We start from the raw sequence: 25,343 nt of genomic DNA on the forward strand, positions 1-25,343 counted from the left end.
AATGTTTGATCTGATCATCAGAAATGCCACGCTCGCCGATGACCGGACGGGTATGGATGTGGCCTGCCGCGATGGCCGGATCGTCGCGGTGGAGCGGGCTATCGAAGCCGAGGCAGGCGAAACGATTGATGCGGATGGCTGTCTGCTGTCGCCGCCCTTTGTCGATCCGCATTTCCACATGGATGCAACGCTGTCACTCGGCACACCGCGTATGAACGTATCCGGCACGCTGCTTGAAGGGATTGCCCTTTGGGGGGAACTGAAAACGATCCAGACGGTCGAGGAAATTGCGGAGCGCGCGCTGAAATACTGTGAGCTTGCGGCGGCCATGGGCATCGGTGCGATCCGCAGCCACGTGGATGTCTGTGATGACACTCTTAAAGGCGTGGAGGCACTTCTGCACGTCCGCAGGGAAGTGGCGCCGTACATTGAACTGCAGCTTGTCGCGTTTCCTCAGGACGGTGTGCTGCGCGATCCAACCGCCAAGCAGAACCTGATCCGTGCGCTTGACATGGGGGTGGATATTGTCGGTGGCATCCCGCATTTCGAGCGCACGATGGAACAGGGTGCAGAGTCTGTCCGGTTGCTGTGTGAGATAGCCGCTGAGCGCGGGCTGATGGTCGATATGCATTGTGATGAGAGCGATGACCCTCACAGCAGGCACATCGAGACACTCGCCTTTGAGACGGAACGGCTTGGCCTGCAGGGCAGGGTGGCCGGGTCGCACCTGACGTCGATGCACTCTATGGACAACTACTACGTGTCCAAACTGATCGCACTGATGGCTGAGGCGGATATCCGGGTGATCCCAAATCCGCTGATCAACATCATGCTGCAGGGCCGCCATGACAGCTATCCCAAACGGCGCGGCCAGACCCGTGTGCGCGAGTTGCGTGATGCCGGTCTTGCGGTCGGGTTCGGATCAGACTGCGTCAAAGACCCCTGGTACTCGCTGGGGCGTGCTGACATGCTGGATGTCGCCTTCATGGGGCTGCACGTCGGTCAGCTTTCCAGCCGGGCGGATATGGCCTGGTGCTTTGATGCGGTGACCCGCAATTCCGCGCAGATTATGGGGCTGGAGGGTTATGGCATTGAGCCTGGCTGCAGGGCTGACATGGTACTGCTGCAGGCCAGCGACAGAATTGAAGCTATCCGTCTGCGCGCCCATCGCCTTGCCGTGATACGGGCGGGTCGGGTGATTTCGCGCAGCAGGCCTGCTGAGGCGACGATGAACCTCTCGGGGCAGGAAAAAACACTGAGATTCTGAGTTTGCCGCCGGAATATCCGGCCTGCCGCCTATGCGGAGAAATTTCAGCTTATGCTCTTTTATCGGACTTCAGGATCGGATTCCCCAACTGGTGGCGCCTTGTCCGGTTCTGACATGCCAACAACTGCACCGCTGATGCTGTTTGCGATATACGCGGGGTCCTGTTTCTCCGGCAGTTTCGGTCCGTAAAGCGCACGATTGAAGCGAAGGGACCCTTCGACGGCATAGCGGTTGTCTGTTATCTTCCAGACATCACCACATTCAACCAGCGTGGACATGACCCGGAATGGCTCCTGGACCAGCGCCGCGTCCCGGAACAGTTTTGCTTCATGCACCGACAGGATGGTGTCGTCCTTAAAAAACTGAGATGCCAGAAGTCTGCGTTCGATTCTGGTAACGCCAAGCGCTCTGTAGTGCCATCTGACGCGCCGGAATATTTCCTCGTTCTGTTCATGCGACGTAACTTCGGTCTCGCCCAGGTCCGTAAAAAGCGTGAACGGCACAAGGAAGCAGGACCCGAACGCTTCGTAGTCTCCGGAGATCAGCGCATCCCGGGTGCGTGTCATGATATTGCCGGCAATTCGTCTTGCCCGTGGTTCGATGGAAATCTTCATGCAACAGCACTTCCGGTCCACTGAAGGACGCTCAAATCGGGTTTGCCGGATGGGATTCGGCGTGCATCCCGTGGTCTTTCCTGACGGGGCGGTCCGGAAATGCCATAGCCAAATTCGGCGCGATGCGGTACAATCACCGGCATTTGATATTCAGATTTCCATCGGATCATTATGAAAGACAGATTTGATATTCTCAGGCGTATCCGGGCCGAGTTTGGCAGCGAAGTGGCAGCCGTGACAAGGATCGATATTCTCGACGGCATGTTTTCGCATACTGCATCAACTGCGTTTTCGGACACTCTTGAAACATTCGAAACACTGCGCACGACCAATACATGCTGTGCGAAGGTCATAGACAGCGCAGCTTTTGTCGCTATCAGCGAGGTGAGCCTCGCCAGTGGTGATACACGTTGTCCTATGATGACTGCCGAAGGTTTTGAGGCCTATCTGGGCGTGCCGCTGTTTGTTAACGAAGAAGTTGTGGGAGCACTTGAGGTCATTGCCAGTGCGCCCAGACACTGGAGAAATGACGATATTGCGCTTCTCGAACGGTTTGCGAGGATCTTTGAGACGCAGCTGGATGGAAACCGGGCTGCGGATAACGTCATGAAGCTCCGTCAGGTCAGATAGACCTTTGCCGCGCAAGCACACGTCAGCCAGATAGGCTGCCAGTTTCCGGTGCTGCAGGTGAGTTGGCTGGGATGGTAGGATTCGAACCTACGGTACACTGTACCAAAAACAGTTGCCTTACCACTTGGCTACATCCCAACGTGGTGCGCTAATTAAGCCCATGAAGCGCAACGTGCAAGACCCGTTTTCCAGAAATTCGCATTAACCCGGCCAGATTGCCCGGCCCGGTTCGCAGGGGCGTGCGCATGCGGGCTCAAGCCGTCACATCAATGAGTACAGTTCCGGTCCGGCGTCCGGCTTCGACGCTTTCATGTGTCCTGTGAGCCTCCCGAAGCGGGTGGGTTTCTGCCACGGGGCAATGCAGTTCGCCGGCATTAACAGCGGCATGCAGACGGTCAATACATGCGTTCCGTTCTTTGTCCGGAAGAATATAGATCAGACTGATGTCGATCTTGACAGCTTTGAAGAGCAGCGGGCCAAATGGAACAACCGGCGCCATGTTCTGCGCTGATCCATAAACGGCGATGGTGCCGCCGGGCGAAATGACCTCTGTCGTCACGTTTATGTTCGCGCCAAATTCAACCTCGGCCACCCGGTCGAAAGTGCGCCCCTCATTGGCCGCCAGGATATGTTCAGCACAGTCTGGATCAGTGTAGTCAATGACCGCGTCAGCGCCCGCGTTGCGGCAGCGCTCCGCGCCCTCGCCGCGGGCGGTGGCAATCACATGCGCGCCCCCACGTTTCGCAAGCTGGACGGCAAGGTATCCAACGGTTCCTGCTCCGCCCTGAACGAGCAACGTCCTGCCCGCGACATCACCTCCACCGAACACAACCTGTGCTGCTGTAAGCCCGGGAATGCCCATGGCGGCGCCCTGTTCGTCAGTCATGTTGTCGGGCATCGGCACCGCCTGGGTTGCGGGCAATGTTATGGTTTCGGCAGCTGTGCCAAACGGCCTTTGCCACTGCCCGTTCCAGATCCAGACCCGCTGGCCTTTGCGAGCGGGGTCTACGCCCGGGCCCACAGCGCTGATGACACCTGCGCCATCGCTGTGCGGAACAATCTGTGGAAAGGGAGGGGTGGTAACGCCAGGGCGCGCGCCTGCACGTGCCTTCACGTCCGAGGGGTTCACGGCTGAATACCTGAGTGCGACGGTCACTTCGCCGGGACCGGGTGCCGGCGCGTCCATTTCGGTCAGTGTCAGGACGTCTGCTGCCGGTCCGAAACGGTTGTATGTGATGGCAAGCATGGCGGTTCCCTGTAGTATTTCCCGGTCAGCTCATGATGATGCCGGATTATGGGGGCGCTGCAACCCCTGCGGATGCAGTGGTGGTATCAGTCGCGGATTTCACCGGGGGCTACCCCCCACAAATGATCCTTGCGAGCCCACCCGCGATAGCCACCGGACCGCAGCCGGCACCATGTCTCATCGCATTTTCCAAGGCGCGCTATGACACCCTGTTCGAGTGCGGCGGCAACCGGCGCTTCTGCGTCCGGTCGCTGATGAAGCGTCAGCATATCGTGTTCAATGATAACGGTACGGACACCTGAAAGCAGTGAATAGTGTACCCATCCGCCCTGACCTTCGCGATCTTCAACTCTGCGCCAGTGGCCATGTTCCGCCGTGATCTGCAGCGGCATGTCCCGCCGGGTAAAGACCCAGTCGATCCGGTGTGTCAGCGAAGGTCCCCGCCGCACGTTGCCTTCGGAGGCTTTCATGGAAACGTAGCGCGGCAGCGGCAGATTGGTCACGGGGCCGGTTTCTGCCACCGCCTGGGAAAACAGCGTGGTTGCCGACAGGATCAGTCCGGCGATTGCCCGGCAGAATACTCTGGTCATCGGATGCAGCCCGTAATTCTTATTTTGCTCAATTGATGGCCCGGGGTTCTTGTGCCTCGTGACCAGTTCCGTCACCATGCCAAAAAACAGAATGTACGCCAAGTCCCGGGAGGCCCAGAATGTCAAAGCCGCGGTTGAGTGTTGTTGTGACGCGACGGTTACCGGAAGCTGTGGAAACCAGGCTTTGCGAATTGTTTGACGTCAGGCTGCGCGACAGTGACGCGCCCATGACCCGCGAGGAACTTTCCGCCGCTGTGCGCGAGGCGGATGTGCTGGTCCCGACCGTAACAGATGTCATTGACGCGTCGCTCATCGGTCAGGCAGGTGATCGCCTGAAACTGATTGCCAATTATGGCGCCGGTGTTGACCACATTGACGTGGCAACCGCCCGCCAGCGTGGTGTGCTGGTGTCCAACACGCCCGGCGTTCTGACGGATGATACAGCAGACATGACAATGGCACTGATTCTCGCCGTGCTGCGCCGCATGTCGGAGGGTCTGGCAGTGATGCAGGCGGATGAATGGGACGGATGGGCTCCGAACGCCTTTCTGGGCGGGCGCGTCGGGGGCAGGCGCCTCGGCATTCTGGGCATGGGTCGTATTGGTCAGGCCGTTGCGCGCCGTGCGTCCGCGTTTGGCATGCAGGTTCATTATCACAACCGCCGCCGACTGCGTCCGGAGCAGGAAACAGCACTCGATGCGACCTGGTGGGAAAGTCTGGATCAGATGGTGGCCCGCATGGATGTCATCTCGATCAACTGCCCGGCGACGCCGTCCACGTTCCATCTGATGAATGCCCGGCGGCTGAAACTGATGAAACCCGAAGCCGTGATCGTAAACACCTCGCGCGGCGAGGTGATCGACGAGAACGCGCTGACACGGATGCTGCGCGCGGGCGAGATCGCCGGGGCGGGGCTCGATGTCTATGAACACGGGACCCAGGCGAACCCCCGCCTGCGCGAACTGCGCAATGTGGTACTCCTGCCGCATATGGGGTCTGCTACCCGCGAGGGCCGGATGGAGATGGGCGAAAAGGTCATCATCAACATCAAAACCTTCGACGACGGACACAGGCCACCGGATCAGGTGGTCCCCTCTATGCTCTGATTTCTGCAACCCGAAAGGACCGATTATGCGTTTCTCTGCCGTTCTTCTCGCTCTTACCGTTGCCTCCGCCGCGCAGGCGCAGCAGGCAGCCGACGCTGTCCAGCCGGAGCCCGCGACGCAGGGCGCATTCGAGGCCTTGTCTCCAGAGATTGCTGCAGCCTTTGCCGCAAAAGCGGCACGTCAGCCGGTGCAGTCGGAACAGTGGATGGTCGCTGCGGCGAATCCCGGGCTGTGCAGGCGGGCGCGGATATTCTGGCCCAGGGGGAACTGCCGCAGATGCGCTCGTGGCGGTTCAGGCCATGCTTGGCCTTGTGGAACCACAGTCATCAGGCCTCGGCGGCGGGGCTTTTCTGGTATATTATGACGCCGGGAGCCAGACACTGACCACCCTTGATGGGCGGGAGACCGCGCCGCTGGCCGCAACACCACGCCTGTTTCAGGACGAGAATGGCGAGCCGCTGAAGTTTTTCGATGCTGTTGTGGGCGGGCTGTCTGTCGGCACACCCGGCACGCCTGCTCTGATGGGTGAGGTTCATGCACGCTGGGGCGCGCTGGAATGGCAGAACCTGCTGGCACCTGCGATTGAGCGGGCAGAGGAAGGGTTTGCGGTCTCACCGCGGCTTGCAGGGCTTGTCGCGTCCGACGCCGAGCGTCTGGGCCGTTTCCCTGAGACGGCGGCGTATTTCCTGCCGGACGGCGCGCCACTGGCTGTCGGCGATATGTTGCAGAACCCTGAGTATGCCGAAACCCTGCGCGCAATGGCGCGTGGTGGGGCGGACGCATTCTACACCGGTGATATCGCGGCGGATATCGTGGCGACGGTACAGTCGGCACCGGGCAACCCGGGCGTCCTGTCCGCTGTTGACCTGAGCATCTATGAGGTGAAAGAGCGCGCGCCTGTATGCGTGACCTACCGTGCGCATGATGTCTGCGGCATGGGGCCGCCCTCGTCCGGTGCGCTGACGGTCGGACAGATTCTTGGCATGCTGGACGGTTATGACCTGTCTGCCGGGCCTGGCGATGCGGATGTGCGCCGGCTGATTGGTGACGCCTCGCGGCTCGCTTTTGCTGACCGGGGCCGGTACATGGCCGACAGCGATTTTGTTCCGGTTCCGGCGGCAGGTCTGGTTGATCCTGCGTATCTGGCGGACCGTGCGGGGGAGCTTGCCGGTGACAGTGCGCTGAGCGACGTGGGCGCTGGCGCGCCTGCTTTTGATCACGCGCTGAACTACGCCGATGATGTCTCGATAGAATTCCCGTCCACGTCGCACATCTCGATTGTTGATGCGGCGGGCAATGTTGCGTCGATGACGACCACCATCGAAAACGGTTTTGGCAGCCGTCTGATGGTGCGGGGTTTCCTGCTCAACAACGAACTGACGGACTTCTCGTTCCGGTCTCACCGCGAAGGCGTGCCCATTGCGAACCGTGTTGAGCCGGGCAAGCGCCCGCGCTCCTCCATGGCACCAACCATCGTGATGAAAGACGGCGCACCGGTGCTCGCCATCGGGAGCCCCGGCGGCAGCCGTATCATCGGCTACGTCGCCGAGAGCATCATCGGCTGGCTGGACTGGGGACTGAACGTGCAGGAAGCGGTGTCTGTGCCACATGCGGTGAACCGGTTCGGCACATACGATGTTGAAGTGGGTACCGGAGCGGAGGCACTGACCGCACCGCTCACCGAAATGGGTTTCGAAGTGAACGCCCGTGCCCTGACCTCCGGTTTGCATGCAATCGCCATTGGTGAAACACTTCAGGGCGGCGCTGACCCGCGCCGTGAAGGTATTGCGCTGGGCGACTGACGCCCGGCTGCAACGGTCCGAAGGAGCAGAAATTGGCAGAAATCGCGTCTCTTCCACGCAATGAAACCGGTATCAGAACGGTGGTGGACATCCTGCGCCAGCAGTTCGGAGAGCGCCTGCACACGGGTCAGGCCATCCGCGAACAGCACGGTCATACCACCACCTGGATCGAAAATCAGGCGCCCGATGCCGTTGTCTATCCCGCCAGCACGGCAGAGGTTTCTGACCTGATCAGGGTTTGCGCGACACATGACGTTCCCGTCATCCCCTATGGCACGGGTACATCTCTTGAAGGGCATGTGAACGCGCCGGCCGGTGGCATCTGTATTGACCTGAGCGAAATGAATGCCGTGCTGGAGGTGAATGCAGACGACCTCGACTGCCGCGTCCAGCCTGGTGTCACACGCGAGGATCTGAACACCTGGCTGCGCGACAAGGGACTGTTCTTTCCGATTGACCCTGGCGCCAATGCTTCGCTGGGTGGCATGGCCTCGACACGGGCGTCCGGTACCAATGCTGTGCGCTATGGCACGATGAAGGACAACGTGCTGGCGGTCGAAGCGGTGATGGCAGACGGCCGGATCATCCGGACCGGCACAAGGGCGCGTAAATCCTCAGCGGGTTATGACCTGACGCGTCTGCTGGTCGGCAGCGAGGGTACGCTGGGGGTCATTACCGAGATAACGCTGCGCCTGCACGGTATTCCGGAGGCCATCAGTGCTGCGCGCTGCTCATTTCCGACGGTTGAGGCTGCCTGTCAGGCTGTCACGGCGGTCATTCAGTATGGCGTCCCGGTGGCGCGGATTGAGTTGCTCGACACGATCATGGTCCGGGCGATCAACGGATATGCGGACCTGGGCCTGCCGGAAACGCCGCTTCTGCTTCTTGAGTTCCACGGAACCGGGGCAGGCGTCGAAGAACAGGCTGGTATTTTCGGGGACATCGCCGGGGAACTGGGCGGCACCGGTTTCGAGGCAACCTCGACGCCGGAAGAACGCAACCGCCTTTGGAAAGCGCGGCATGATGCCTACTGGGCGATGCTGCAGTACCGGCCAGGTGCAAAGGGTGTTGCGACGGACGCCTGCGTGCCGATTTCGAGGCTTGCCGAATGCGTCACGGCTGCGCAGGAACGCGCGCTGGAACTGGGTCTCATCGCGCCCATCGTCGGACATGCCGGAGACGGCAATTTCCACGTTACACCTCTCGTGAACATGGATGATGCCGAAGAGGTGGCGAAGGCACAGGAATACACAAGCTGGCTGAGCCAGCTGGCGATTTCAGTGGGCGGAACCTGCACCGGCGAACATGGTATCGGGCAGGGAAAACAGAGCTATCTGCGCGAAGAGCTTGGCGATGCAACACTTGTTATGAGCGAGATCAAGGCAGCGCTCGATCCTGCCAACATCATGAACCCGGGTAAGATCTTTGCGCCGCTGGACTGAGGTGTTTCGCAGGGTGTTCGGTCGGCTCGTACTGGCCGCGCCGCTGCTGGTAACCACCGTCGCCGCGGCACAACAACAGGACGCCATCTATGCGGTGACGGTCTCGCTGAACTGGTCAGAAGAAACCGCTGCGGCGCCACCACCTGGCGCGCACTGGTCAAGACTGATCGCATTCGCGCATTCCGACCGCTATGCGCTGTTTTCAGACGGGGATACCGCATCCAGCGGCCTGGCTCTGGTGGCAACCAACGGGCGCACCACAGTGCTGGAGGCGGAACTGGCCGAGGGAATGCGCAGAAAACGCGTCGGAGCACATATTGTTCTGCCGGGCTCCGAAGGCGGGCAGGCAACTTTTGCCTTTGAACTGCCGGTGACGCCCCGCCAGAACCGGATCTCCTTTGCAACCATGCTGGCCCCCAGCCCGGACTGGTTCAGCGGTATCTCCGGTGTGCTGCTCTATGAGAACGATGCGTGGGTTGACCGGGTTGAGCGGCCCATCTGGGTCTGGGACGCGGGTGCGGACAGCGGCCCGGATTTCGAAGGGCCCAATCTGCCGACCCAACCGCGGCAGTCGGTCAGATTGCTCAGCCATCCGTCCTTTTTGCGTGCATCAGGGCTGCGGCCCATCGGCACCGTTGTTTTTGAGCGCAGGTAGACGCTGCGATCAAACAATCTGTTGCGCTCTAAACGTCGTTTTTGCGCGCCGTGCGGTCGGCTGGGCAAGGCGGAAGCATGCCGCTCTTTCCTAGAAATGGCTCAGGATCGCAGGACGAGGGAATCGCGCTATGAAAACCGAAGTTAAGGCACTGGTTGTTGGCGGTGGCGCCGTGGGGACATCCATCGCGTATCATCTGGCGCGCGCGGGCTGGGATGATGTGATGCTGCTGGAGCGTGATGAACTCACCTCCGGCTCGACCTGGCACGCGGCCGGTCTGCTGCCCTATTTCAACATGTCCTATGCGACGACCCACATCCACGACTACTCGATCCGCTTTTACAAAACGCTCGAAGAAGAAACCGGCCTGAACGCTGGATTTGCCGTTGTGGGAAACCTGCGCATGGCGCAGACGCAGGAACGCATGGATGAATACATGCTCTATGCCTCCACCGCTGAGACCTGCGGCGTGCCCTATCAGTGGATGACACCGGATGAGATCAAAGCCAAATGGCCGCTGATCCGCACCGAAGACCTCAAAGGCGCGCTTTATCACCATACGGACGGCTACATTAACCCCGCAGACGTGACGATGGCGATGGCCAAGGGTGCCCGTCAGCGCGGCGTGATGATTGAGCGTAAATGGCAGGCGGATGCATTCCACTGGAATGGCACGCACTGGGAAGTCACGGCGACAAAGATGGTCGAAAAGGGTGGCAACCTGGTGCCGTCTGACGAGCAGATTGTGATCACCGCAGAGCACGTGGTCACGGCTTCGGGCAACCACGCGCAGCGCACCGCGAAAATGCTGGGCATCAAAATGCCGGCCATCCCTGTTGAGCATCAGTTCATCGTTATGGATCAGGACCCGGAGCTGGTGAAATTCCGTGCCGAAGGGAACGTGGAACATCCGGTCGTGCGGGACGCGGATGCGCAGTCATACGTGCGCGAGGAGCGCGGCGGCTGGATCCTTGGTGTCTACGAGAAAAACGCGCCTGCGCGGTTCGAGTACGGCGTGCCGGACAGCTTCCGTGCGGACCTGTTCCAGCTCGATCTGGAGCGGATCGAGGAACAGTATCTGGCAATGATCCACCGTATCCCGTCCTGCGAGGAGAGCGGCCTCAAGGACGATTTCAACGGCCCGATCTGCTACACGCCGGATGGTAACCCGCTGGTGGGGCCTGCGCCGGGACTGCGCAACATGTGGCTGGCCGAAGGGTTTTCCTTCGGGATCACGGCTGCGGGCGGCACAGGATATTACCTTGCCCAGCTGATGGTCGAGGGCGAGGCAGAGATCGATATGGCCTCTCTCGATCCCAAGCGGTACGGCGATTGGATGACCACCGAGTTTGCCGCGCGCAAGAACGAGGAATGCTACGATCACGTCTACATCCTGCATCATCCGGACGAAGAGCGCCCGGCCTGCCGTCCGCTGCGCACGTCGCCTGCCTATGACCGTCAGGCAGCGCGTGGCGCGCAGTTCGGCTGGGTTAATGGCTGGGAACGCCCGAACTACTTCGGGCCTGTCGATGCGCCGGAGGATTTTGATCACAACAGCCGGTCTTTCCGTCGTGGCGGATGGTGGCAGCACGCGGTCGACGAAGCAAAAGCGATCCGCGAGGGTGTGGGCCTGATTGATGCGACGGCCTTTACCAAACATCTGGTCAAAGGTCCGGGTGCGACGCAGTTCCTGGACTGGTTCACCTGCAACAAACTGCCCAGCGTTGGCCGGATCAACCTGACATATGCGCTGACGGGCCACGGCACAACGCGCACTGAATACACCATCGTGCGTCTTGCGCAGGATGAGTACTACCTCGTGTCCGCTGGTGCATGGACGGCCTATGATGCGGATTACCTGCGCAAGGCGATCGAAGATAAAGCGCCAGAGTTTGGCTATATCGAATGCCACGACGTGACCACTCAGTGGGGCGTATTTGCTATTGCCGGGCCAAAGTCGCGCGATGTTCTGAATGAGCTGGTCAAAGACGCAGATCCTTCCACGGTACTGTCCAATAAGCGGTTCCCGTGGCTGACCATGCGCGACATTGAGCTGGGTATGTGCCCGGTCCGCGCGATCCGCGTGGCCTATACCGGTGAGCTGGGCTGGGAACTGCACCACCCGATCGAGATGCAGAATTACCTGTTCGACCAACTGGAGAAAGCCGGGGAAAAACACGGGATGAAACTGGTCGGTGCGCGCGCGCAGAACTGGCTGCGTCAGGAGAAATCCTATCGCGCCTTCGGGACAGAACTGGGGCGCGACGCAACACCACTGGAGGCAGATCTGCCGCGGTTTGTCGACCTGTCCAAAGATTTCCATGGCAAGGCAAAGCTGGAAGAAACCGGCGTGCGGGCAAAATGCTGCACACTGCTGATCGATGGACCCGAGGATGCAGATCCCTGGGGGCGTGAGGTGCTCTACCACGGTGAAACGCGTGTTGGCCGCCTGACGTCCGGCGGCTACTCGGTGCATTTCGGTAAATCCATCGGTCTGGGTTATGTCACGCCGGACCTTGCTGTGCCTGGCACAAAGCTGCAGGTCAAAATGCTGGACAGGCTGTGGGATGCGGAGGTTGTCGAGGACAGCCCCTATGACCCCAAAAACGAACGGATCCGCGTGGACGGCTAGGACCGTCCTGCGACAAAGGCCAGGTTGTTGGCGGGCATTTCCTGAGGATTGATGTCTGCCAGACCGGCTTCTGTGAGCCAGGCGCGTATGTCGGCGTCATTTTTGTACCCGATGGCGGGATCGGCACGGCGCAGGTCCGCGTCAAATCTGGTGTCGCCGTCGCTGGTGAGCAGCCCGTCGCGGCGAAACGGTCCGTAGACGATCAGAATACCCGATGGTGAAAGGGCGCGGGCTGCCTCCGTTATGACAACCCGGGTCGCCGCTGTGCTGATCAGATGTAGCAGGTTGATAACGATGATCAGGTCAAAGCCGTTCCGGTCGCCGGACCAGCCGGGACTTGTCGCATCAAGCTGCCGCGCCGGGGTAATGTTTTTCAGCCCACTTTCAACGGCGTATGCGTCAATACTGGCCATTCTGTCGCGCGCGAGTTCCGTGGGATGCCAGCGCAGATCCGGCATCCGGCGTGCAAATGAGGTCACGTGCTGACCGGTTCCACTGGCGATCTCCAGCGCATTTCCCTTTGACGGTGCGTGCGCGGCGATCATGTCGGTGAGCACAGCAGCATTCCGCATTGCAGCGGGTGCGTGCATTTTCACCCCGGTGATCGGGGTTGCAACACTTGCGCTGGGTGGGAGTTTGCCACTCATCGCAGCCGCTCCGGGCGCAGCGCCGCGACGTTCTGTGGGTCGATGCCTGGCGCGCGGTCAAAGACCAAGTCAGCCAGTAACTGCGATGCTGCGGGTGCCGTCTGCATCCCGTATCCGCCCTGACCGGAACACCAGACGAACGCCGGCAGGTCAGGGTCCGGCCCAAGCACCAGCGTCCGGTCCGGGGCAAAGCTGCGCAGGCCTGCCCAGTTGGACAGCATCCGTGTGACCGGCGTTGTCACCACCTCTTCATAGAGCGCCAGCCCCTCGGCGAGCGCCATGTCGTCGGCCCAGGCGTCATGCGGTTCCACCGGATCTTCATCTGCGGGCGAGACCAGCAATGCCCCGGCATCCGGTTTCGCGTACCAGCTTTCGTTCACCCCAAAAAACATGGGCCAGCGGCCGACATCGTGGCCCTCTGGTGCGGCGATCCGGGCCATGGACCGTCGGTGCGGGACAATGCCCAGACCGCGCAGACCGGCAAGACCGGCGATCTGGTCGGCCCATGCACCGGCTGCATTGACCAGCATGTCTCCGGTCCATTCACCGTCCGGGCTGCGGACCAGCCATCTGCCGTCCGAGTAATCTGCAAATGTAATCCTGTGTCCGGTTACGATCCGGCCGCCGTTGGCCCGTACCGTGCGGGCAAATCCCTGAAGCAGTCGGTCGGTATCTATATCGTGTGCATCTGCGTGCCACGCCGCCATGGTGACGTACTTTCGATCCAGCACAGGCACCCGCGCGCAGGCGTCCGCGACAGTGATCCGGTCCACGCCCATCGCATTGACGTCGGCATCAAAGGCGTCCCGGTCTTTGTCAGCAGCAACGATCATCAGCCCGCGCTGGGTCAGATATCCGCCGTCATGCGTGCGCAGATACGCCACGCTGGCACGGTTCAGCGCTTGAACCGATGGTGCGCCATAGTTCTGTTCTATCAATGCAGCCGACCGCCCCGACGCGTGATATCCAAGGGCGTCTTCGGCTTCTATTACCGTCACGTCTGCATCTTCCGACAGGCGCGCGGCGGCGGACAGCCCGGCGATACCACCGCCGATGACCAGAATGGCGGTCATGACTGCTCTTCGAGCCGATCCGTTGCAGGTGGTGGCGTCGGGGTCAGAGCCGCGAGGCGCGCATAAAGCGTTTCATCCATATTGAATTCCAGGGCCGCGAGCGACGGTTCCAGCTGTTCAGCCGAGCGTGCGGAAATGATCGGGGTTGGCCCCGTCGGGTGTGCCGCCGCCCAGGCAACGGCGAGCGTCGCAACATGCGTGCCGGTTTCTGCGGCAATCTCGCCAAGGCTGACCGCAGCATCATGCATCCATTTCGGGCCGTAGCGTCTGGCATATCCCTGATCCTCGGTCAGGCGACCGCCGGAACCTGCTGCATATTTACCTGTCAGCAGACCGCCCCCGAGCGGCGAGTACGGGATGCAGGCGATGTTCTGATCCGCGCACATCGGCAGGATTTCAACTTCGGCCTGGCGCTTCACCAGGTTGTACATCGGCTGCAGCACATCAACAGCACTGCCCGCCCCTGCTGCGATGGCGTTGGCTTTCACGACCTGCCAGGCCGCAAAGTTGGACACCCCGATGTAGCGGATTTTGCCAGCGGCCCGGAGGTCGGTGAGCGCGCCGATGCTTTCGGCCAGGTCGGTGTCCGGATCAAAGCGGTGCATGTAGAGCAGGTCAATCGTGTCGAGGCCGAGACGCCGGCGGGACACATCAAAACTGTCCAGGATGTTCTGGCGGGACCCACCGCCGCTGTAGGCTGCTTTGGTTGCAATCAGCAGGCTGTCCCGACGATCACCGATCAGGGAGCCGAGGATTTCTTCGGACGCACCGCCGTTGTACATATAGGCGGTGTCAAAATGATTGATGCCAGCTGAAATGCTGGCCTCGAACATGGCGCGAGAGGCGTCCTTGTCTGCGCGTCCGCCAAACTGCATCGTACCAAACGCAAGGCGGCTGGCGGGGCTTCCGTCGGGAGTGGTCAGAAGTTTTGTCATGCCTCAGGAGTGGCATGCACGCACCTGCCATGCAATGCTGATCTGTGAAACCTGGCCCGGAGCAGACTATGATAGTCACAGATCGCAGAGACCTTGAGAACACGCCGCGCGATGCAGCGGGCCCGGGGTGGACCAGTATGCGACTGCTGGTTCGTTCGGATGGCATGGGGTTTTCCATGACAGAAACCCGGGTGCTGCCGGGAGCGGAACTGGAACTGCATTACCGCCATCACATAGAGGCCTGCTACTGCATCGCAGGCGAAGGGTATGTGACAGAGCACGAGACCGGTGATGAGCATCACATTGTACCTGGCGTTCTCTACGCGCCGGACCGGCACGACCGTCACCGTGTGGAAAACCGGGGCACCGTGCCTTTCCATCTGATCTGTGTCTTCTCACCCGCCCTCGAAGGTGATGAGGTGCATAATCCGGATGGCAGTTATTCAGCGTCCGGGTGATCCGGCACGAAGGCAAGAACGAAATCGGTGACTTTCTTTGAGCTCATCTCGCAGGGGCGGAGCCTGTCGCCGTTTTCGAGCATGTAGAAATTCAGGCTGATGTAGTCGCTGCCGCCCAGTTCTTCGGCCACTAGTTTTACCGATCGCCCCGCGTTGAACAGTGTCTTGGTCGCGACATAGCGTTTGCCCCCTGCCGTGCCGTTTTTTGTTCCGGCGGGCAGCGCGGTCAGAGCGCTGGCAAAGCAGCGATCCGGATGCGGCATCAGGATTTCTGACCGATCCGTGGTTCGGTTCCCGCTATCAGTCGGGAGATGTTGGCGCGGTGGCGCCAGAAGATCAGCACCGCCAGAGCCAGGCTCAGAAGTACTGCAGCAGGCATGCTAAGAAGCAGCATCAGCACTGGCGCTGCCGCCGCAGAAACCAGCGCTCCTATGGAGGATATCCGGACAGAAAACGCGCCGATCAGCCAGGCGATGCAGCAACCGGCACCCACGGGAAAGCTGAGAGCCAGAACGATCCCAAGGAATGTCGCCACGCCCTTTCCGCCGGCAAACCGCAGCCAGACGGGATAACAATGCCCGATCATTGCAGCCAGCGCTGCAATCTGGGCGGTGTCCTCACCACCTGCCGCGCGGGCCAGCAGGACGGCGACCGCGCCCTTGCCGCCATCCAGCAACAGGGTCAGGGCCGCAGCTGTCTTGCTGCCGGTGCGCAGCACGTTGGTTGCGCCGATATTTCCCGACCCGATTTCGCGCAGGTTACCGAGGTTCATCACCCGTGCGAGAACCATCCCAAACGGAATCGATCCGAGCAGGTAGCCAGCAACGGCCCAGAAAATCAGCAACCCGGATGTGCTTTCAATATCAGGGATCATGGTTTTTCGTACACGCAGGTACCTCCCACCCAGGTCGACAGCACGCGGCCCTGCATGCGCGCCCCGTCAAACGGCGTGTTGCGCGATTTGGACCGTAGTGTCGCGCGGTCCATCAAAAAGGGGGCGTCCGGGTCAAAGATGACCAGATCTGCCGGAGCACCCCGGCTCAGACGGCCCGTATCGAGGCCCAGCCTGCGCGCCGGGTTGAGCGACATCGCGCGCCACAGGCAGGGCAGGCTGATCAAACCGCTATGCCAGAGCCGCATGGCCGCCGGCAGCAGCGTTTCCAGCGCCACAGCGCCCGAGGCCGCCTCTTCAAACGGCAGGCGTTTGCTTTCTTCGTCCTGCGGTGTGTGCATCGACGAAATGACATCGATCAGCCCGGTGCTGACGGCATCCGCGATGGCCAGGCGATCCTGTTCGTCGCGAAGCGGGGGTTTGATCTTGAAGAAGGTGCGGTAGTCAGCGACATCCAGGGCATTCAGCGTCAGGTGATGGATCGACGTGCCCGCGGTTACGTCCAGACCATTGGCGCGGGCGCGTTCCAGCGCCGGCAGCGCGCGTGCGCAGGTGATCTGATCCGCGTGGTACCGCGCGCCCGTCATCTCGACCAGCGCCATGTCGCGGTCCAGGGCCATCCGTTCGGCCATTGGTGACACTGCAGGAAGCCCACGCAGGGAGGCAAACTTGCCGGACGTTGCGGCGGCACCGGCGCTCAGGCCGGGATCCTGCGGATGGGCAACTACCAGCGCGCCAAGGGACCGCGCATAGGTTAGCGCCCGTGAAAACACTTTGGTATCCGTGATGACACGGTCGCAGTCTGTGAACGCGACAGCACCCGCATCCATCAGAAAACCAATTTCAGTCATCTCGCGCCCCTCACGGCCTTTGGTCAGGGCTGCCATCGGCAGGACATTGACCGGTGCAGCCTCGTTGGCGCGCCGCGTGACAAATTCCAGCGTCTCCGGGCTGTCAATGGCGGGTGTCGTGTCGGGGCGGGTGATCATTGTTGTGACACCGCCCGCCGCAGCGGCGAGACCCGCGGAACGATAGCTCTCTTTGTGACGCTCGCCCGGTTCGCAGACTTTGACGCCGAGGTCCACGAGTCCGGGTGCCAGATACCGAAGGCCACAATCGACGACGGTAGTGTCCGACGGGGCGGGCACATTATCGGTTGTGACGTCACCGATTTTGCCATCCTCGACCAGAACGCTGCCGACAGTCATAGCATCACTTTCCGGGTCGACGAGACGAACGTTCAGAAAGGCCAGTCTGCTCATGCGTCAGGCCCCGACCCAGACCATCAACCCGACGACCGCGAAGGCGACAAGCAGGGCAATCATCGCGATGCGACCGGACATTTTGGGGTCTTTTGGTTCGTTCATCTGCCAGTCTTTCGTTGTGTCATGTCAGCAGCCACCACAATGCCAGCAGCAGAACCGCAGCCGCAATCAGCAGAACCACGAGGCTGCCGAACCCACGGCGGGGTGCTGCAGAGGGTACGACGCCGGGCACACCGGTGTAGGGCAGGGCGCTGTCTGCCGTGAGGGATCCCGTGGGGCGCCCGGGCCGGAATTCCGGATAGGTGCCGATCAGAGTCAGATCCTGGCCAGGGGTCAGTTCGTACGCCTGTCCCGAAAAGCTGTCAGAAAACACAAGAAGGACATATCCGTCCAGCGCCTCGAGCTTTGCATGATCGGGTGCGAGGGCTTCATCAGTGACTGCGTATCCATCGCTGAGATAGGCGGCAAGACCGACACCGGCCAGATCGCTGACCGGGAAAAGCTCTGTGCCCGCCGTATCCAGATGCGGGTCTCCGAGCAGCCCGCGGGCAACATCAGCAACCGGCGCATCCTTTAACAGGGCCTGTACCTCGGCCACCGGGCGGTTCACCGCAAAGACACGAATAGTGCCTGTTTCGCCGGCAGGTATCCCGATGGTCTGGCTCATGCGGCACCCTCGCGCGTCAGGCGCAGGTTGCGCGCAAGAAGGTCCATTGCAGCCATGCGCACGGCCACACCCATTTCAACCTGGTCCTGAATGACGGAGCGGTTGATGTCGTCCGCCAGGGTGCCATCGATCTCGACACCACGGTTCATCGGCCCGGGATGCATGACGATGGCGTCCGGTGCTGCATAAGACAGCTTTTCAGCATCGAGCCCGAAACGGTGATAATACTCGCGCTCGGAGGGGATGAAGCCCCCGTCCATGCGCTCCTTCTGCAGACGCAGCATCATCACGACATCCACATCGCGCAACCCCTCGGCCATGTCGTCAAAGACCTCTACACCGAATTCGGCAATGCCCGCAGGCATCAGTGTCGGTGGTCCGATCAGCCGGATACGGTTTTCCATCTTGCCCAGAAGCATGATGTTCGAGCGGGCAACGCGGCTGTGTGCGATGTCTCCGCAGATGGCGATTGACAGGCGATGCAGGCGGCCTTTGGCGCGGCGGATGGTCAGCGCATCGAGCAGCGCCTGTGTCGGATGTTCATGACGCCCGTCACCGGCGTTCAGCACTGCGCAGTTCACTTTCTGCGCCAGCAGATCCACAGCACCCGAATGCGGGTGCCGCACCACCAGCAGGTCGGGATGCATCGCATTCAGAGTGAGAGCCGTGTCGATCAGCGTCTCGCCCTTTTTTAGAGAGCTGGCCTGCATCGCCATGTTCATCACGTCAGCGCCCAGGCGTTTGCCCGCTATTTCAAAGCTGGCCTGGGTGCGTGTTGAATTCTCAAAGAACATGTTGATCTGCGTCAGGCCGGTCAGGGCATCCGCATGTTTGTCGGGCTGTCTGTTGAGCGCCGCATAGGTGTCGGCAAGATCAAGAAGAGTGGTGATTTCCGCCGGGCGGAGGGCCTCGATCCCAAGCAGGTGTCGGTGCGGAAACGTCATTGCGGCAACCTCAGGCGATTTTCCACCTTATAGGGAGGCATACCGTTGCGGGCAAGCACTCGCAAAGCAAATCCGCAGGTTCAGTCTGCCGGGATCAGCAGTTAGAGTGAGTTTATGGAATCATCCGATTTTCATCATTCGCTGGCGTTGCTCGACTGGCAGATCGAACTGGGCGCGACCGAGGCCATATGTGATGCGCCGGTCAATTGTTATGATCTGCCTGCCGCTGCACCCGGCCAGCCAAGACGTGCAAAGCAAACGGAGCAGCCATCGGCACCAGCGGCTGCACCGAAAACGCCCGTCGAAGCGGACGGTGCTGCGCAAGCGCGTGAGGCTGCACAGGCCGCACAGTCGCTGGACGCGTTGCGGCAGGCGATGGCCGGTTTTGAGCACTGCGCGCTGAAGAAGGGTGCACGCAATCTCGTGTTCAGTGATGGCAGGCCCGGTGCGCCGGTGATGATCGTCGGCGAGGCCCCCGGTCGGGATGAAGACCGCGAGGGCCGGCCCTTTGTCGGTGCTGCCGGTCAGTTGCTGGACCATATGTTCGCGGCGATTGGCATGGGTCGGTCGGATGAAAATGCGCCGGTCTACATCACAAATGTGCTGCCCTGGCGCCCGCCGCAGAACCGTGATCCGTCCCCGGAAGAAATTGCGATGATGAAGCCGTTTCTCGAACGGCACATCGCTCTGGCAAAGCCAAAGGTCCTGGTTGTGATGGGCAATATCAGCGCTCAGGCGCTGCTGGGCAAACGCGGGATTACGCGCCTGCGGGGCACCTGGACCGAGGCACATGGCGTGCCGGTCATGCCAATGTGCCACCCTGCATATCTTTTGCGCAACCCGGCGGCCAAGCGGGAGGCCTGGGCCGATCTGCTCGACATCCGCGCGCGGATTTCTGCACACTGAAACTGCTGCAACCAGAGAGACATGCATGAGCCGAATTGACGAAACTCAGGATTTCATACCCGTGCGGATCGCTGTCCTGACCGTATCAGACACCCGGGATCTGGGATCAGACCGGTCGGGTGATGTGCTTGTGTCGCGCTTGCTGGAGGCGGGGCACGAACTGGCCGACCGGCGGATCCTGCCCGACGAGCGCGAGGAAATCGCACGCCAGCTGCGTGCCTGGTGCCGGGACAGTGGTATTGATGTTGTGCTGTCGACCGGTGGTACGGGCCTCACCGGGCGGGACGTAACCGTCGAGGCGCACCGGGATGTCTATGAGAAAGAGATCGATGCCTTCGGCACGGTCTTCACGATTGTATCGATGAAAAAATCGGGACGAGCGCTGTTCAGAGCCGTGCAACAGGTGGCGTCGCAAACGGGACCTACCTTTTCGCACTGCCGGGCAGTCCGGGTGCCTGCAAGGACGCCTGGGACGAGATTCTGAAAATGCAGCTCGATTACCGCCACCGGCCCTGCAATTTTGTAGAAATTCTGCCGCGCCTGACCGAAAGTCAGCGACGGAAATAGCACCACGATCCGTAACACCCTTGTGGGTTGGTATTTTTTTCCGCCTCCTAGGTTATAGTGCGAGTTAACGTTACGACGAATTCAGGGTGCCGATGCGGTTTCTGAGGCAAAGTATGACAGGGCTGTTCCTGGCGTCTCTGACGCTGGGCATGCTCGCTTTTGCCGGTATTCTGATCCGCGATGCGCTCGAAGTGCGCTTTGCAGATGCGCCGCCTTCCAGGGCAGCCGAAGAGCGGGTTTTCGCGGTCACCCTGACCCGCGCCGAACCCGGTACGCAGCAACCGGTGCTGCGCGCGTTCGGTGAGATTTCCTCGCGGCGGACCCTTGAACTGCGCGCGGCGCTGGCGGGCCGCATCGTGTCGCTGGCGGAAAACTTTGAGGATGGCGGTGCTGTGACCGCAGGGAGCGTTCTGCTGCAGATTGATCCCAGGGATGCACAATCGGAACTCGACCGGCTGACAGCGGATCTGGCAGATGCGCGTGCGGAAGTGCGCGATGCGGCCCGCAGTCTTGAGCTGGCGTTTCTGGAGCAGCAGGCGGCTGCGGACCAGGCAGATCTGCGTGCCCGGGCCTTTCAGCGGCAATCCGATCTGTCCGGCAGAGGTGTCGGCACAGCGGCAGCAGTTGAGACGGCAGAACTGGCAGCCGCCGCCGCCCGGGCCGTTGTCATATCGACACGCCAGGCTGTGACCCAGGCTGAGGCACGGATTGATCAGGCGGACACCCGCCTCGCACGTGCTGAAATCGCTGTGGAGGAGGCGCGGCGGACGCTGGCAGATACAACGGTGACAGCGCCCTTTGATGGCGTGCTCAGTGATACAGCGGTGATCGCAGGCGGGTTGGTCGGCGTAAACGAACGTCTGGCGGATCTTGTTGATCCCGATGATCTTGAGGTTGCCTTCCGTATTTCGACGGCACAGTACACCCGTCTTCTGGACCCATCGGGACGTCTTATCCCCGCGTCCGTTGTCGCCACACTTGACGTCACCGGCGCCGATGTCCGGGCCACCGGGCGGATCACCCGGGTCAGTGCCGGAGCAGCCGAAGGTCAGACCGGGCGTCTGATTTTTGCGACACTGGAAAACCCGCGTGGTTTCCGGCCCGGGGACTTTGTCACCGTGATGGTGGATGAACCGGCGCTGGACGGTGTTGTGCGTCTGCCGGCATCAGCTCTTGGTGCTGGGGGTGACGTCCTTGTTGTCGACGACAACAACCGGCTGCAGTCGGTCCCGGTTGTTCTGCTTCGGCGTCAGGGGGACGAAATTATCGTTTCCGGGGAAGGCATCGATGGCCGTGATGTTGTGAATGCGCGAACGCCGCTTCTGGGGCCCGGTATTTCTGTGCGACCGCTGGACGGTTCTCTTTTGTCTGATGAGCAGGCCCGGCTGACAATGCCTCATGCGGGTCCGGCGCAGGCGCGGTCCACCCGCCGTTCGTCTCCGGAACCAAAGTACAGAGCGAACGCTGCGCCAGGGGTGCGGGATCAGGTGCTGACGGCAGTTACTGACCTGAACGCCCGGCAGTTAAGGCCGTCTGAAACCGGGACAAGCGGCTGAGTATGCGGGGAGTTGCAAAAGCATCATCCACCGGCCTTCTGTCCTATTTCACCCGGCACCGAACCGCTGCCAACCTGTTGCTTTTTGTGCTCCTGCTCTCGGGACTGGTGTCTCTGCCCAATCTGCGCACGCAGTTTTTCCCGGATGTCGTGCGTCAGACCGCTTCCGTTTCGGTGGTCTGGAAAGGTGCCGGTGCCGAAGAAGTGGATAGCGCCATCATCGATCTGATGACGCCATCCCTGCTGGGGGTTGAGGGCGTCGAGCAGGTGAGTTCCACAGCAAGAGCCGGGCGCGCCGGGTTCCGGATCAGCTTTGAGCCCGGCTGGAGCCTGGAGCAGGGCGTTGCGGACCTTCGCGTGGCGGTCGAGGAGGTAAGCGATCTGCCTGAAACGGCAGAGGAGCCTGATGTCAGGGCATCCGGGTGGCGGGAACGTGTGACCAATGTTGTCCTTCATGGGCCTGTTGCGCCTCTGCAACTCGCACAATACGGCGACGAGCTTGTTGATTTGCTGTACGCGCGGGGCGTCACACGCGTGACCATTGCGGGCGTTGCGCCGTCGCAGACTGTCGTCGAGGTGCCGACGGTAAATCTGGTGGCCCATGATCTCTCCATGGCGGATATTGCCGCGGCCATCGCGGCAGAAACCGATACAGACCCGGCCGGTAATGTCACGGGGACCAGTACCCGGATTGCAACCGGTTCAGGCAAACGAACACCTGACCAGATCGCGTCGATCGTTCTGAAGACCAATGATGATGGATCTCAGCTGGCGCTGGGAGACATAGCCGGGGTTAACCGTCTCGCATCAGACCGGCAACTCAGCCTTTTCGTCCGGGATAATCCGGCCGTTGTGCTCAGGGTGGAGCGGTCCGCGCAGGGTGATGCGATCGACATTCAGGAATCCGTTGAACAGACCGTTGCCATGCTGCAACCTACGCTGCCCGAAGGCGTTACCGCAGAACTGACGGGTACGCGCTCTGAAGCGATCTCTGCCCGGCTCAGTATGCTGATTGAGAACGGTCTGACCGGGCTTGTGCTTGTCGTCGGGCTGCTCTTTCTGTTCCTGAACGCGCGCACGGCGTTCTGGGTGGCAGCCGGTATCCCGGTTGCGATGCTTGCAGCATTGTCGATCATGTATATCGGCGGCCTGACCCTGAACATGATCACCCTTTTCGGTCTGATCATTACACTTGGCATTGTCGTGGATGACGCCATTGTGGTCGGTGAGCATGCGGATTTCCGTGCCCGCCACCTGGGTGAGCCGCCTGTTGTTGCCGCAGAGAACGCGGCCCGCCGTATGGCGCTTCCGGTGCTGGCGGCCACACTGACAACGATAATCGCCTTTGCAGGACTTGCGGCGATTGATGGATGGTATGGCCGGTTTATCCGGGATATTCCGCTTACCGTCGTTGCGGTGGTCGCAGCCTCGCTTATCGAGTGCTTTCTGATCCTGCCCAACCACATGTCCCATGCATTGGCTGCGCGGGCCAAAGAGCGCTGGTATGACTGGCCAAGCCGGCAGGTAAATCGAGGCTTTGTCTGGTTTCGCGAACGACTTTTCCGTCCGTTTATGGGGCTTGTGATCACGTGCCGGTATGCGGTTCTTGCCGGCGCGATCCTGTTACTGGCCAGTCAGATCGCGGTATTCCTACGCGGTGATGTGCAGTGGCGGTTTTTCAATGCGCCTGAGCGCAGCATGCTCTACGGCAATTTTGTCATGGCCGAGGGGGCGACGCGGGACGACACCCTCGTGATGATGCGACAGCTGCAGCGCGCTGTGGATGAAGTGTCTGTCGAATACGAAGAACGGTACGGGGTGGCACCAGTCCGGTCGGTAGTCTCACGGACCGGTGGCAATGTCGGCCGCAGGTTGTCCGGCACAGAGGGAAAGGGACGCGACCTGCTCGGTGGCATTACCGTCGAGCTGGCAGACGCGGATCTGCGGCCCTTTACCAGCGGCGCCTTTGTTGCGGATCTGCAGGAACGGGTGGTGGAACACCCGCTGGTCGAAATCGTGAGTTTCCGGCGCACACGCTCGGGGCCGGAAGCGGATACAATCGACATTGATTTATCCGGTGCGGGGGCGACTACTCTGAAGGCGGCCAGCCTGGAAATTCAGTCTGCGCTGAGTGGGTTTCCCGAAGTCTCGGCTCTGGAGGATTCACTCAGGTATGGCCGCGACGAACTCATTCTCGATCTCACAGCGCGGGGCATTGCACTTGGGTTCAACAGCGACTCACTGGGGCGTACGCTGCGCAACCGGCTGGGCGGTATCGAGGCGGCAACCTATCCTGAAGGCCGTCGCAGCGCCGAAATCCGGGTTGAGCTTCCGGAGGACGAACTGAGCGCAGATTTTCTGGAAAGCACTCAGCTGCGCACGCCTGATGGGCTCTATGTGCCGCTGACAGACATTGTTACCGTGCAGCAGCGCGCGGGGTTCACCGAAATTGCGCGCCGTAATGGCATACGTGTGGTTTCCGTCAAAGGGGACATATCCGAAGACAACCCGAGACGCGCCAATGAAATCATGGAAACCCTTGAGAAGGAAATCCTGCCGGACGTCGCCAGCAGGTATCAGATCCGTTATCAGCTGGCGGGTTTGTCTGAGCAGGAAAGTGCTTTTCTAAGCGGCGCCATGAACGGTCAGATCCTGTGTCTTGTGGGTATTTATCTGGTGCTGGCCTGGATTTTCGGCAGTTGGTCGCGACCGGCGGTGGTTATGGCCATCATTCCCTTTGGGCTGGTCGGGACAATTTATGGGCACGTCGCCTGGGACGTTCCGCTTAGCATGTTCACCGTTGTCGGGCTGTTGGGAATGACCGGCATCATCATCAACGATTCAATCGTTCTGGTGACGACCATCGATGAATACGCGCAGGACCGTGGCCTGATCCCGTCTATCATTGATGGTGCCGCCGACCGGCTGCGGCCCGTGATCCTGACCACACTGACCACCGTTCTGGGAATGATGCCGCTGCTTTACGAAAAAAGCGTTCAGGCGCAGTTTCTGAAGCCGTCCATAATCACGCTGGTTTACGGCCTTGGGTTCGGGGTGGTGCTCGTTCTGCTGGTTGTGCCTGCCATGCTCGCCATCGGCCACGACCTGTCGCGGCAGACGATGGCGATGCGTCGCGGGCTGCGGTCCCCCCTTCGCAGCGTGCGGGTCAGCTTTGCGGCGCTGTGGGTCATGATCGTGGCCTGGGCCGCATTCACACTGGGTTGGGTTGGCCTCGAGGGTGCTTTGCCGGGACCGCTGGTGGCTGCCGCGCCGACGCTGTCATCCATGGCGCCAATGGGCGCAGCTCTGCTGCTGTTTCTGGTGGGTGCCGCGCTTATTGCCCTGCTGGGCTGGCTGGTTGCAGTGCTTTGGGTGGCGCTGATCCGCCGCACGCCTCAGCCCGGTGTGCATCCCTGAATATCAACAGCGTGCTGACTTCCGAGCACCGTG

Annotated in this window: 21 protein-coding genes, 1 tRNA gene and 2 pseudogenes; 12 read left to right on the plus strand and 12 right to left on the minus strand. The window is 61.0% G+C overall.

Annotation, left to right across the window (positions count from 1 at the left end):
- Window position 1 precedes the first annotated feature (1 nt).
- Entirely contained in the window at window positions 2–1,267 is a 1,266-nt protein-coding gene (locus ACZ1HA_RS20110) for an amidohydrolase family protein (protein WP_472715163.1), read from the plus strand.
- 59 nt (window positions 1,268–1,326) lie between these two features.
- Here the strand turns inward: ACZ1HA_RS20110 and ACZ1HA_RS20115 are convergent, their stop codons facing one another.
- Window positions 1,327–1,881, minus strand: a complete 555-nt coding sequence (locus ACZ1HA_RS20115; RefSeq protein WP_472715164.1) for a hypothetical protein — start codon at window positions 1,879–1,881, stop codon at window positions 1,327–1,329.
- A gap of 171 nt (window positions 1,882–2,052) precedes the next feature.
- Here ACZ1HA_RS20115 and ACZ1HA_RS20120 point away from each other — a divergent pair, with 171 nt between their 5' ends.
- Entirely contained in the window at window positions 2,053–2,511 is a 459-nt protein-coding gene (locus ACZ1HA_RS20120) for a GAF domain-containing protein (protein ID WP_472715165.1), read from the plus strand.
- Window positions 2,512–2,574: 63 nt separating this feature from the next.
- Here the strand turns inward: ACZ1HA_RS20120 and ACZ1HA_RS20125 are convergent.
- From ACZ1HA_RS20125 to ACZ1HA_RS20135, 3 genes are all read right to left on the minus strand, one after another.
- Window positions 2,575–2,649 (minus strand) — tRNA-Gln (locus ACZ1HA_RS20125).
- A 115-nt stretch (window positions 2,650–2,764) separates the two neighbouring features.
- On the minus strand, window positions 2,765–3,757 hold the full coding sequence (locus ACZ1HA_RS20130) for an NADPH:quinone reductase (RefSeq protein WP_472715166.1): 993 nt from the start codon (window positions 3,755–3,757) through the stop codon (window positions 2,765–2,767).
- Window positions 3,758–3,843: 86 nt separating this feature from the next.
- A complete protein-coding gene (locus tag ACZ1HA_RS20135) occupies window positions 3,844–4,347 on the minus strand; it encodes an SH3 domain-containing protein (RefSeq protein WP_436398075.1) in 504 nt (167 codons plus the stop codon).
- Window positions 4,348–4,466: 119 nt separating this feature from the next.
- Between ACZ1HA_RS20135 and ACZ1HA_RS20140 the strand changes: the two genes are divergently transcribed.
- The 5 genes and pseudogenes from ACZ1HA_RS20140 to ACZ1HA_RS20160 all read left to right on the plus strand — a co-directional run bounded on the left by ACZ1HA_RS20140 (window position 4,467) and on the right by ACZ1HA_RS20160 (window position 11,984).
- Window positions 4,467–5,453: a 2-hydroxyacid dehydrogenase gene (locus tag ACZ1HA_RS20140; RefSeq protein WP_375228938.1), complete on the plus strand. Its 987-nt coding sequence runs from the start codon at window positions 4,467–4,469 to the stop codon at window positions 5,451–5,453.
- A 25-nt stretch (window positions 5,454–5,478) separates the two neighbouring features.
- Window positions 5,479–7,255, plus strand: a pseudogene (gene ggt / locus ACZ1HA_RS20145) (gamma-glutamyltransferase).
- Window positions 7,256–7,287: 32 nt separating this feature from the next.
- Window positions 7,288–8,697, plus strand: coding sequence for an FAD-binding oxidoreductase (locus ACZ1HA_RS20150; protein WP_472715167.1), 1,410 nt, complete (start codon window positions 7,288–7,290; stop codon window positions 8,695–8,697).
- Window positions 8,681–9,352 (plus strand): spondin domain-containing protein, encoded by a 672-nt coding sequence (locus ACZ1HA_RS20155; protein WP_472715168.1) that lies wholly within the window; start codon window positions 8,681–8,683, stop codon window positions 9,350–9,352. The genes ACZ1HA_RS20150 and ACZ1HA_RS20155 overlap by 17 nt, the downstream gene beginning before the upstream one ends.
- A gap of 130 nt (window positions 9,353–9,482) precedes the next feature.
- The gene (locus ACZ1HA_RS20160; protein WP_472715169.1) at window positions 9,483–11,984 is read left to right on the plus strand and encodes a GcvT family protein; all 2,502 of its coding nucleotides are present in this window, start codon (window positions 9,483–9,485) and stop codon (window positions 11,982–11,984) included.
- Here the strand turns inward: ACZ1HA_RS20160 and ACZ1HA_RS20165 are convergent.
- The 3 genes from ACZ1HA_RS20165 to ACZ1HA_RS20175 are packed head-to-tail and all read right to left on the minus strand — an operon-like array spanning window position 11,981 to window position 14,639.
- A complete protein-coding gene (locus tag ACZ1HA_RS20165; protein ID WP_472715170.1) occupies window positions 11,981–12,631 on the minus strand; it encodes a DUF938 domain-containing protein in 651 nt (216 codons plus the stop codon). The two genes, ACZ1HA_RS20160 and ACZ1HA_RS20165, sit on opposite strands and share 4 nt — an antisense overlap.
- Window positions 12,628–13,704 carry an NAD(P)/FAD-dependent oxidoreductase gene (locus ACZ1HA_RS20170; protein WP_472715171.1) on the minus strand — a complete coding sequence of 359 codons (1,077 nt, stop codon included), beginning with the start codon at window positions 13,702–13,704 and terminating at the stop codon, window positions 12,628–12,630. Before ACZ1HA_RS20170 ends, ACZ1HA_RS20165 begins: the two co-directional genes overlap by 4 nt.
- Window positions 13,701–14,639: an aldo/keto reductase gene (locus tag ACZ1HA_RS20175; RefSeq protein ID WP_472715172.1), complete on the minus strand. Its 939-nt coding sequence runs from the start codon at window positions 14,637–14,639 to the stop codon at window positions 13,701–13,703. Before ACZ1HA_RS20175 ends, ACZ1HA_RS20170 begins: the two co-directional genes overlap by 4 nt.
- 68 nt (window positions 14,640–14,707) lie before the next feature.
- Here ACZ1HA_RS20175 and ACZ1HA_RS20180 point away from each other — a divergent pair, with 68 nt between their 5' ends.
- Window positions 14,708–15,097: an ectoine synthase gene (locus ACZ1HA_RS20180; protein WP_375228932.1), complete on the plus strand. Its 390-nt coding sequence runs from the start codon at window positions 14,708–14,710 to the stop codon at window positions 15,095–15,097.
- Here the strand turns inward: ACZ1HA_RS20180 and ACZ1HA_RS20185 are convergent.
- The 5 genes from ACZ1HA_RS20185 to ACZ1HA_RS20205 form a co-directional block, all read right to left on the minus strand.
- Window positions 15,079–15,360, minus strand: a complete 282-nt coding sequence (locus ACZ1HA_RS20185) for a hypothetical protein (RefSeq protein WP_472715173.1) — start codon at window positions 15,358–15,360, stop codon at window positions 15,079–15,081. The two genes, ACZ1HA_RS20180 and ACZ1HA_RS20185, sit on opposite strands and share 19 nt — an antisense overlap.
- A complete protein-coding gene (plsY, locus tag ACZ1HA_RS20190; protein WP_472715361.1) occupies window positions 15,360–15,968 on the minus strand; it encodes a glycerol-3-phosphate 1-O-acyltransferase PlsY in 609 nt (202 codons plus the stop codon). Before plsY ends, ACZ1HA_RS20185 begins: the two co-directional genes overlap by 1 nt.
- On the minus strand, window positions 15,968–17,251 hold the full coding sequence (gene pyrC, locus ACZ1HA_RS20195) for a dihydroorotase (protein ID WP_472715174.1): 1,284 nt from the start codon (window positions 17,249–17,251) through the stop codon (window positions 15,968–15,970). Before pyrC ends, plsY begins: the two co-directional genes overlap by 1 nt.
- A gap of 124 nt (window positions 17,252–17,375) precedes the next feature.
- Entirely contained in the window at window positions 17,376–17,921 is a 546-nt protein-coding gene (locus ACZ1HA_RS20200; protein WP_375228929.1) for a hypothetical protein, read from the minus strand.
- A complete protein-coding gene (locus ACZ1HA_RS20205; protein WP_436398059.1) occupies window positions 17,918–18,865 on the minus strand; it encodes an aspartate carbamoyltransferase catalytic subunit in 948 nt (315 codons plus the stop codon). The genes ACZ1HA_RS20200 and ACZ1HA_RS20205 overlap by 4 nt, the downstream gene beginning before the upstream one ends.
- Before the next feature lie 114 nt (window positions 18,866–18,979).
- Here ACZ1HA_RS20205 and ACZ1HA_RS20210 point away from each other — a divergent pair, with 114 nt between their 5' ends.
- The 4 genes and pseudogenes from ACZ1HA_RS20210 to ACZ1HA_RS20225 all read left to right on the plus strand — a co-directional run bounded on the left by ACZ1HA_RS20210 (window position 18,980) and on the right by ACZ1HA_RS20225 (window position 25,310).
- Window positions 18,980–19,771: a uracil-DNA glycosylase gene (locus tag ACZ1HA_RS20210; RefSeq protein WP_472715175.1), complete on the plus strand. Its 792-nt coding sequence runs from the start codon at window positions 18,980–18,982 to the stop codon at window positions 19,769–19,771.
- A 25-nt stretch (window positions 19,772–19,796) separates the two neighbouring features.
- Window positions 19,797–20,338, plus strand: a pseudogene (gene moaB / locus ACZ1HA_RS20215) (molybdenum cofactor biosynthesis protein B).
- A 113-nt stretch (window positions 20,339–20,451) separates the two neighbouring features.
- Window positions 20,452–21,894: an efflux RND transporter periplasmic adaptor subunit gene (locus ACZ1HA_RS20220; RefSeq protein WP_472715176.1), complete on the plus strand. Its 1,443-nt coding sequence runs from the start codon at window positions 20,452–20,454 to the stop codon at window positions 21,892–21,894.
- Between the two features lie 2 nt (window positions 21,895–21,896).
- The gene (locus ACZ1HA_RS20225; protein WP_472715177.1) at window positions 21,897–25,310 is read left to right on the plus strand and encodes an efflux RND transporter permease subunit; all 3,414 of its coding nucleotides are present in this window, start codon (window positions 21,897–21,899) and stop codon (window positions 25,308–25,310) included.
- Window positions 25,311–25,343: the final 33 nt, after the last annotated feature.

Source organism: Roseobacter sp. S87, assembly GCF_055693285.1.

Excerpts from the sequence above, each read along its gene's own strand:
- ACZ1HA_RS20180 (WP_375228932.1), top strand. The coding sequence starts at position 14,708 with ATGATAGTCACAGATCGCAGAGACCTTGAGAACACGCCGCGCGATGCA.
- ACZ1HA_RS20210 (WP_472715175.1), top strand. The coding sequence starts at position 18,980 with ATGGAATCATCCGATTTTCATCATTCGCTGGCGTTGCTCGACTGGCAG.
- ACZ1HA_RS20185 (WP_472715173.1), bottom strand. The coding sequence starts at position 15,360 with ATGCCGCATCCGGATCGCTGCTTTGCCAGCGCTCTGACCGCGCTGCCC.
- ACZ1HA_RS20160 (WP_472715169.1), top strand. The coding sequence starts at position 9,483 with ATGAAAACCGAAGTTAAGGCACTGGTTGTTGGCGGTGGCGCCGTGGGG.
- ACZ1HA_RS20115 (WP_472715164.1), bottom strand. The coding sequence starts at position 1,881 with ATGAAGATTTCCATCGAACCACGGGCAAGACGAATTGCCGGCAATATC.
- pyrC (WP_472715174.1), bottom strand. The coding sequence starts at position 17,251 with ATGAGCAGACTGGCCTTTCTGAACGTTCGTCTCGTCGACCCGGAAAGT.
- ACZ1HA_RS20130 (WP_472715166.1), bottom strand. The coding sequence starts at position 3,757 with ATGCTTGCCATCACATACAACCGTTTCGGACCGGCAGCAGACGTCCTG.
- ACZ1HA_RS20200 (WP_375228929.1), bottom strand. The coding sequence starts at position 17,921 with ATGAGCCAGACCATCGGGATACCTGCCGGCGAAACAGGCACTATTCGT.
- ACZ1HA_RS20220 (WP_472715176.1), top strand. The coding sequence starts at position 20,452 with ATGACAGGGCTGTTCCTGGCGTCTCTGACGCTGGGCATGCTCGCTTTT.
- ACZ1HA_RS20170 (WP_472715171.1), bottom strand. The coding sequence starts at position 13,704 with ATGACCGCCATTCTGGTCATCGGCGGTGGTATCGCCGGGCTGTCCGCC.
- ACZ1HA_RS20140 (WP_375228938.1), top strand. The coding sequence starts at position 4,467 with ATGTCAAAGCCGCGGTTGAGTGTTGTTGTGACGCGACGGTTACCGGAA.
- ACZ1HA_RS20225 (WP_472715177.1), top strand. The coding sequence starts at position 21,897 with ATGCGGGGAGTTGCAAAAGCATCATCCACCGGCCTTCTGTCCTATTTC.
- ACZ1HA_RS20175 (WP_472715172.1), bottom strand. The coding sequence starts at position 14,639 with ATGACAAAACTTCTGACCACTCCCGACGGAAGCCCCGCCAGCCGCCTT.
- ACZ1HA_RS20165 (WP_472715170.1), bottom strand. The coding sequence starts at position 12,631 with ATGAGTGGCAAACTCCCACCCAGCGCAAGTGTTGCAACCCCGATCACC.
- ACZ1HA_RS20205 (WP_436398059.1), bottom strand. The coding sequence starts at position 18,865 with ATGACGTTTCCGCACCGACACCTGCTTGGGATCGAGGCCCTCCGCCCG.
- ACZ1HA_RS20120 (WP_472715165.1), top strand. The coding sequence starts at position 2,053 with ATGAAAGACAGATTTGATATTCTCAGGCGTATCCGGGCCGAGTTTGGC.
- ACZ1HA_RS20110 (WP_472715163.1), top strand. The coding sequence starts at position 2 with ATGTTTGATCTGATCATCAGAAATGCCACGCTCGCCGATGACCGGACG.
- ACZ1HA_RS20135 (WP_436398075.1), bottom strand. The coding sequence starts at position 4,347 with ATGACCAGAGTATTCTGCCGGGCAATCGCCGGACTGATCCTGTCGGCA.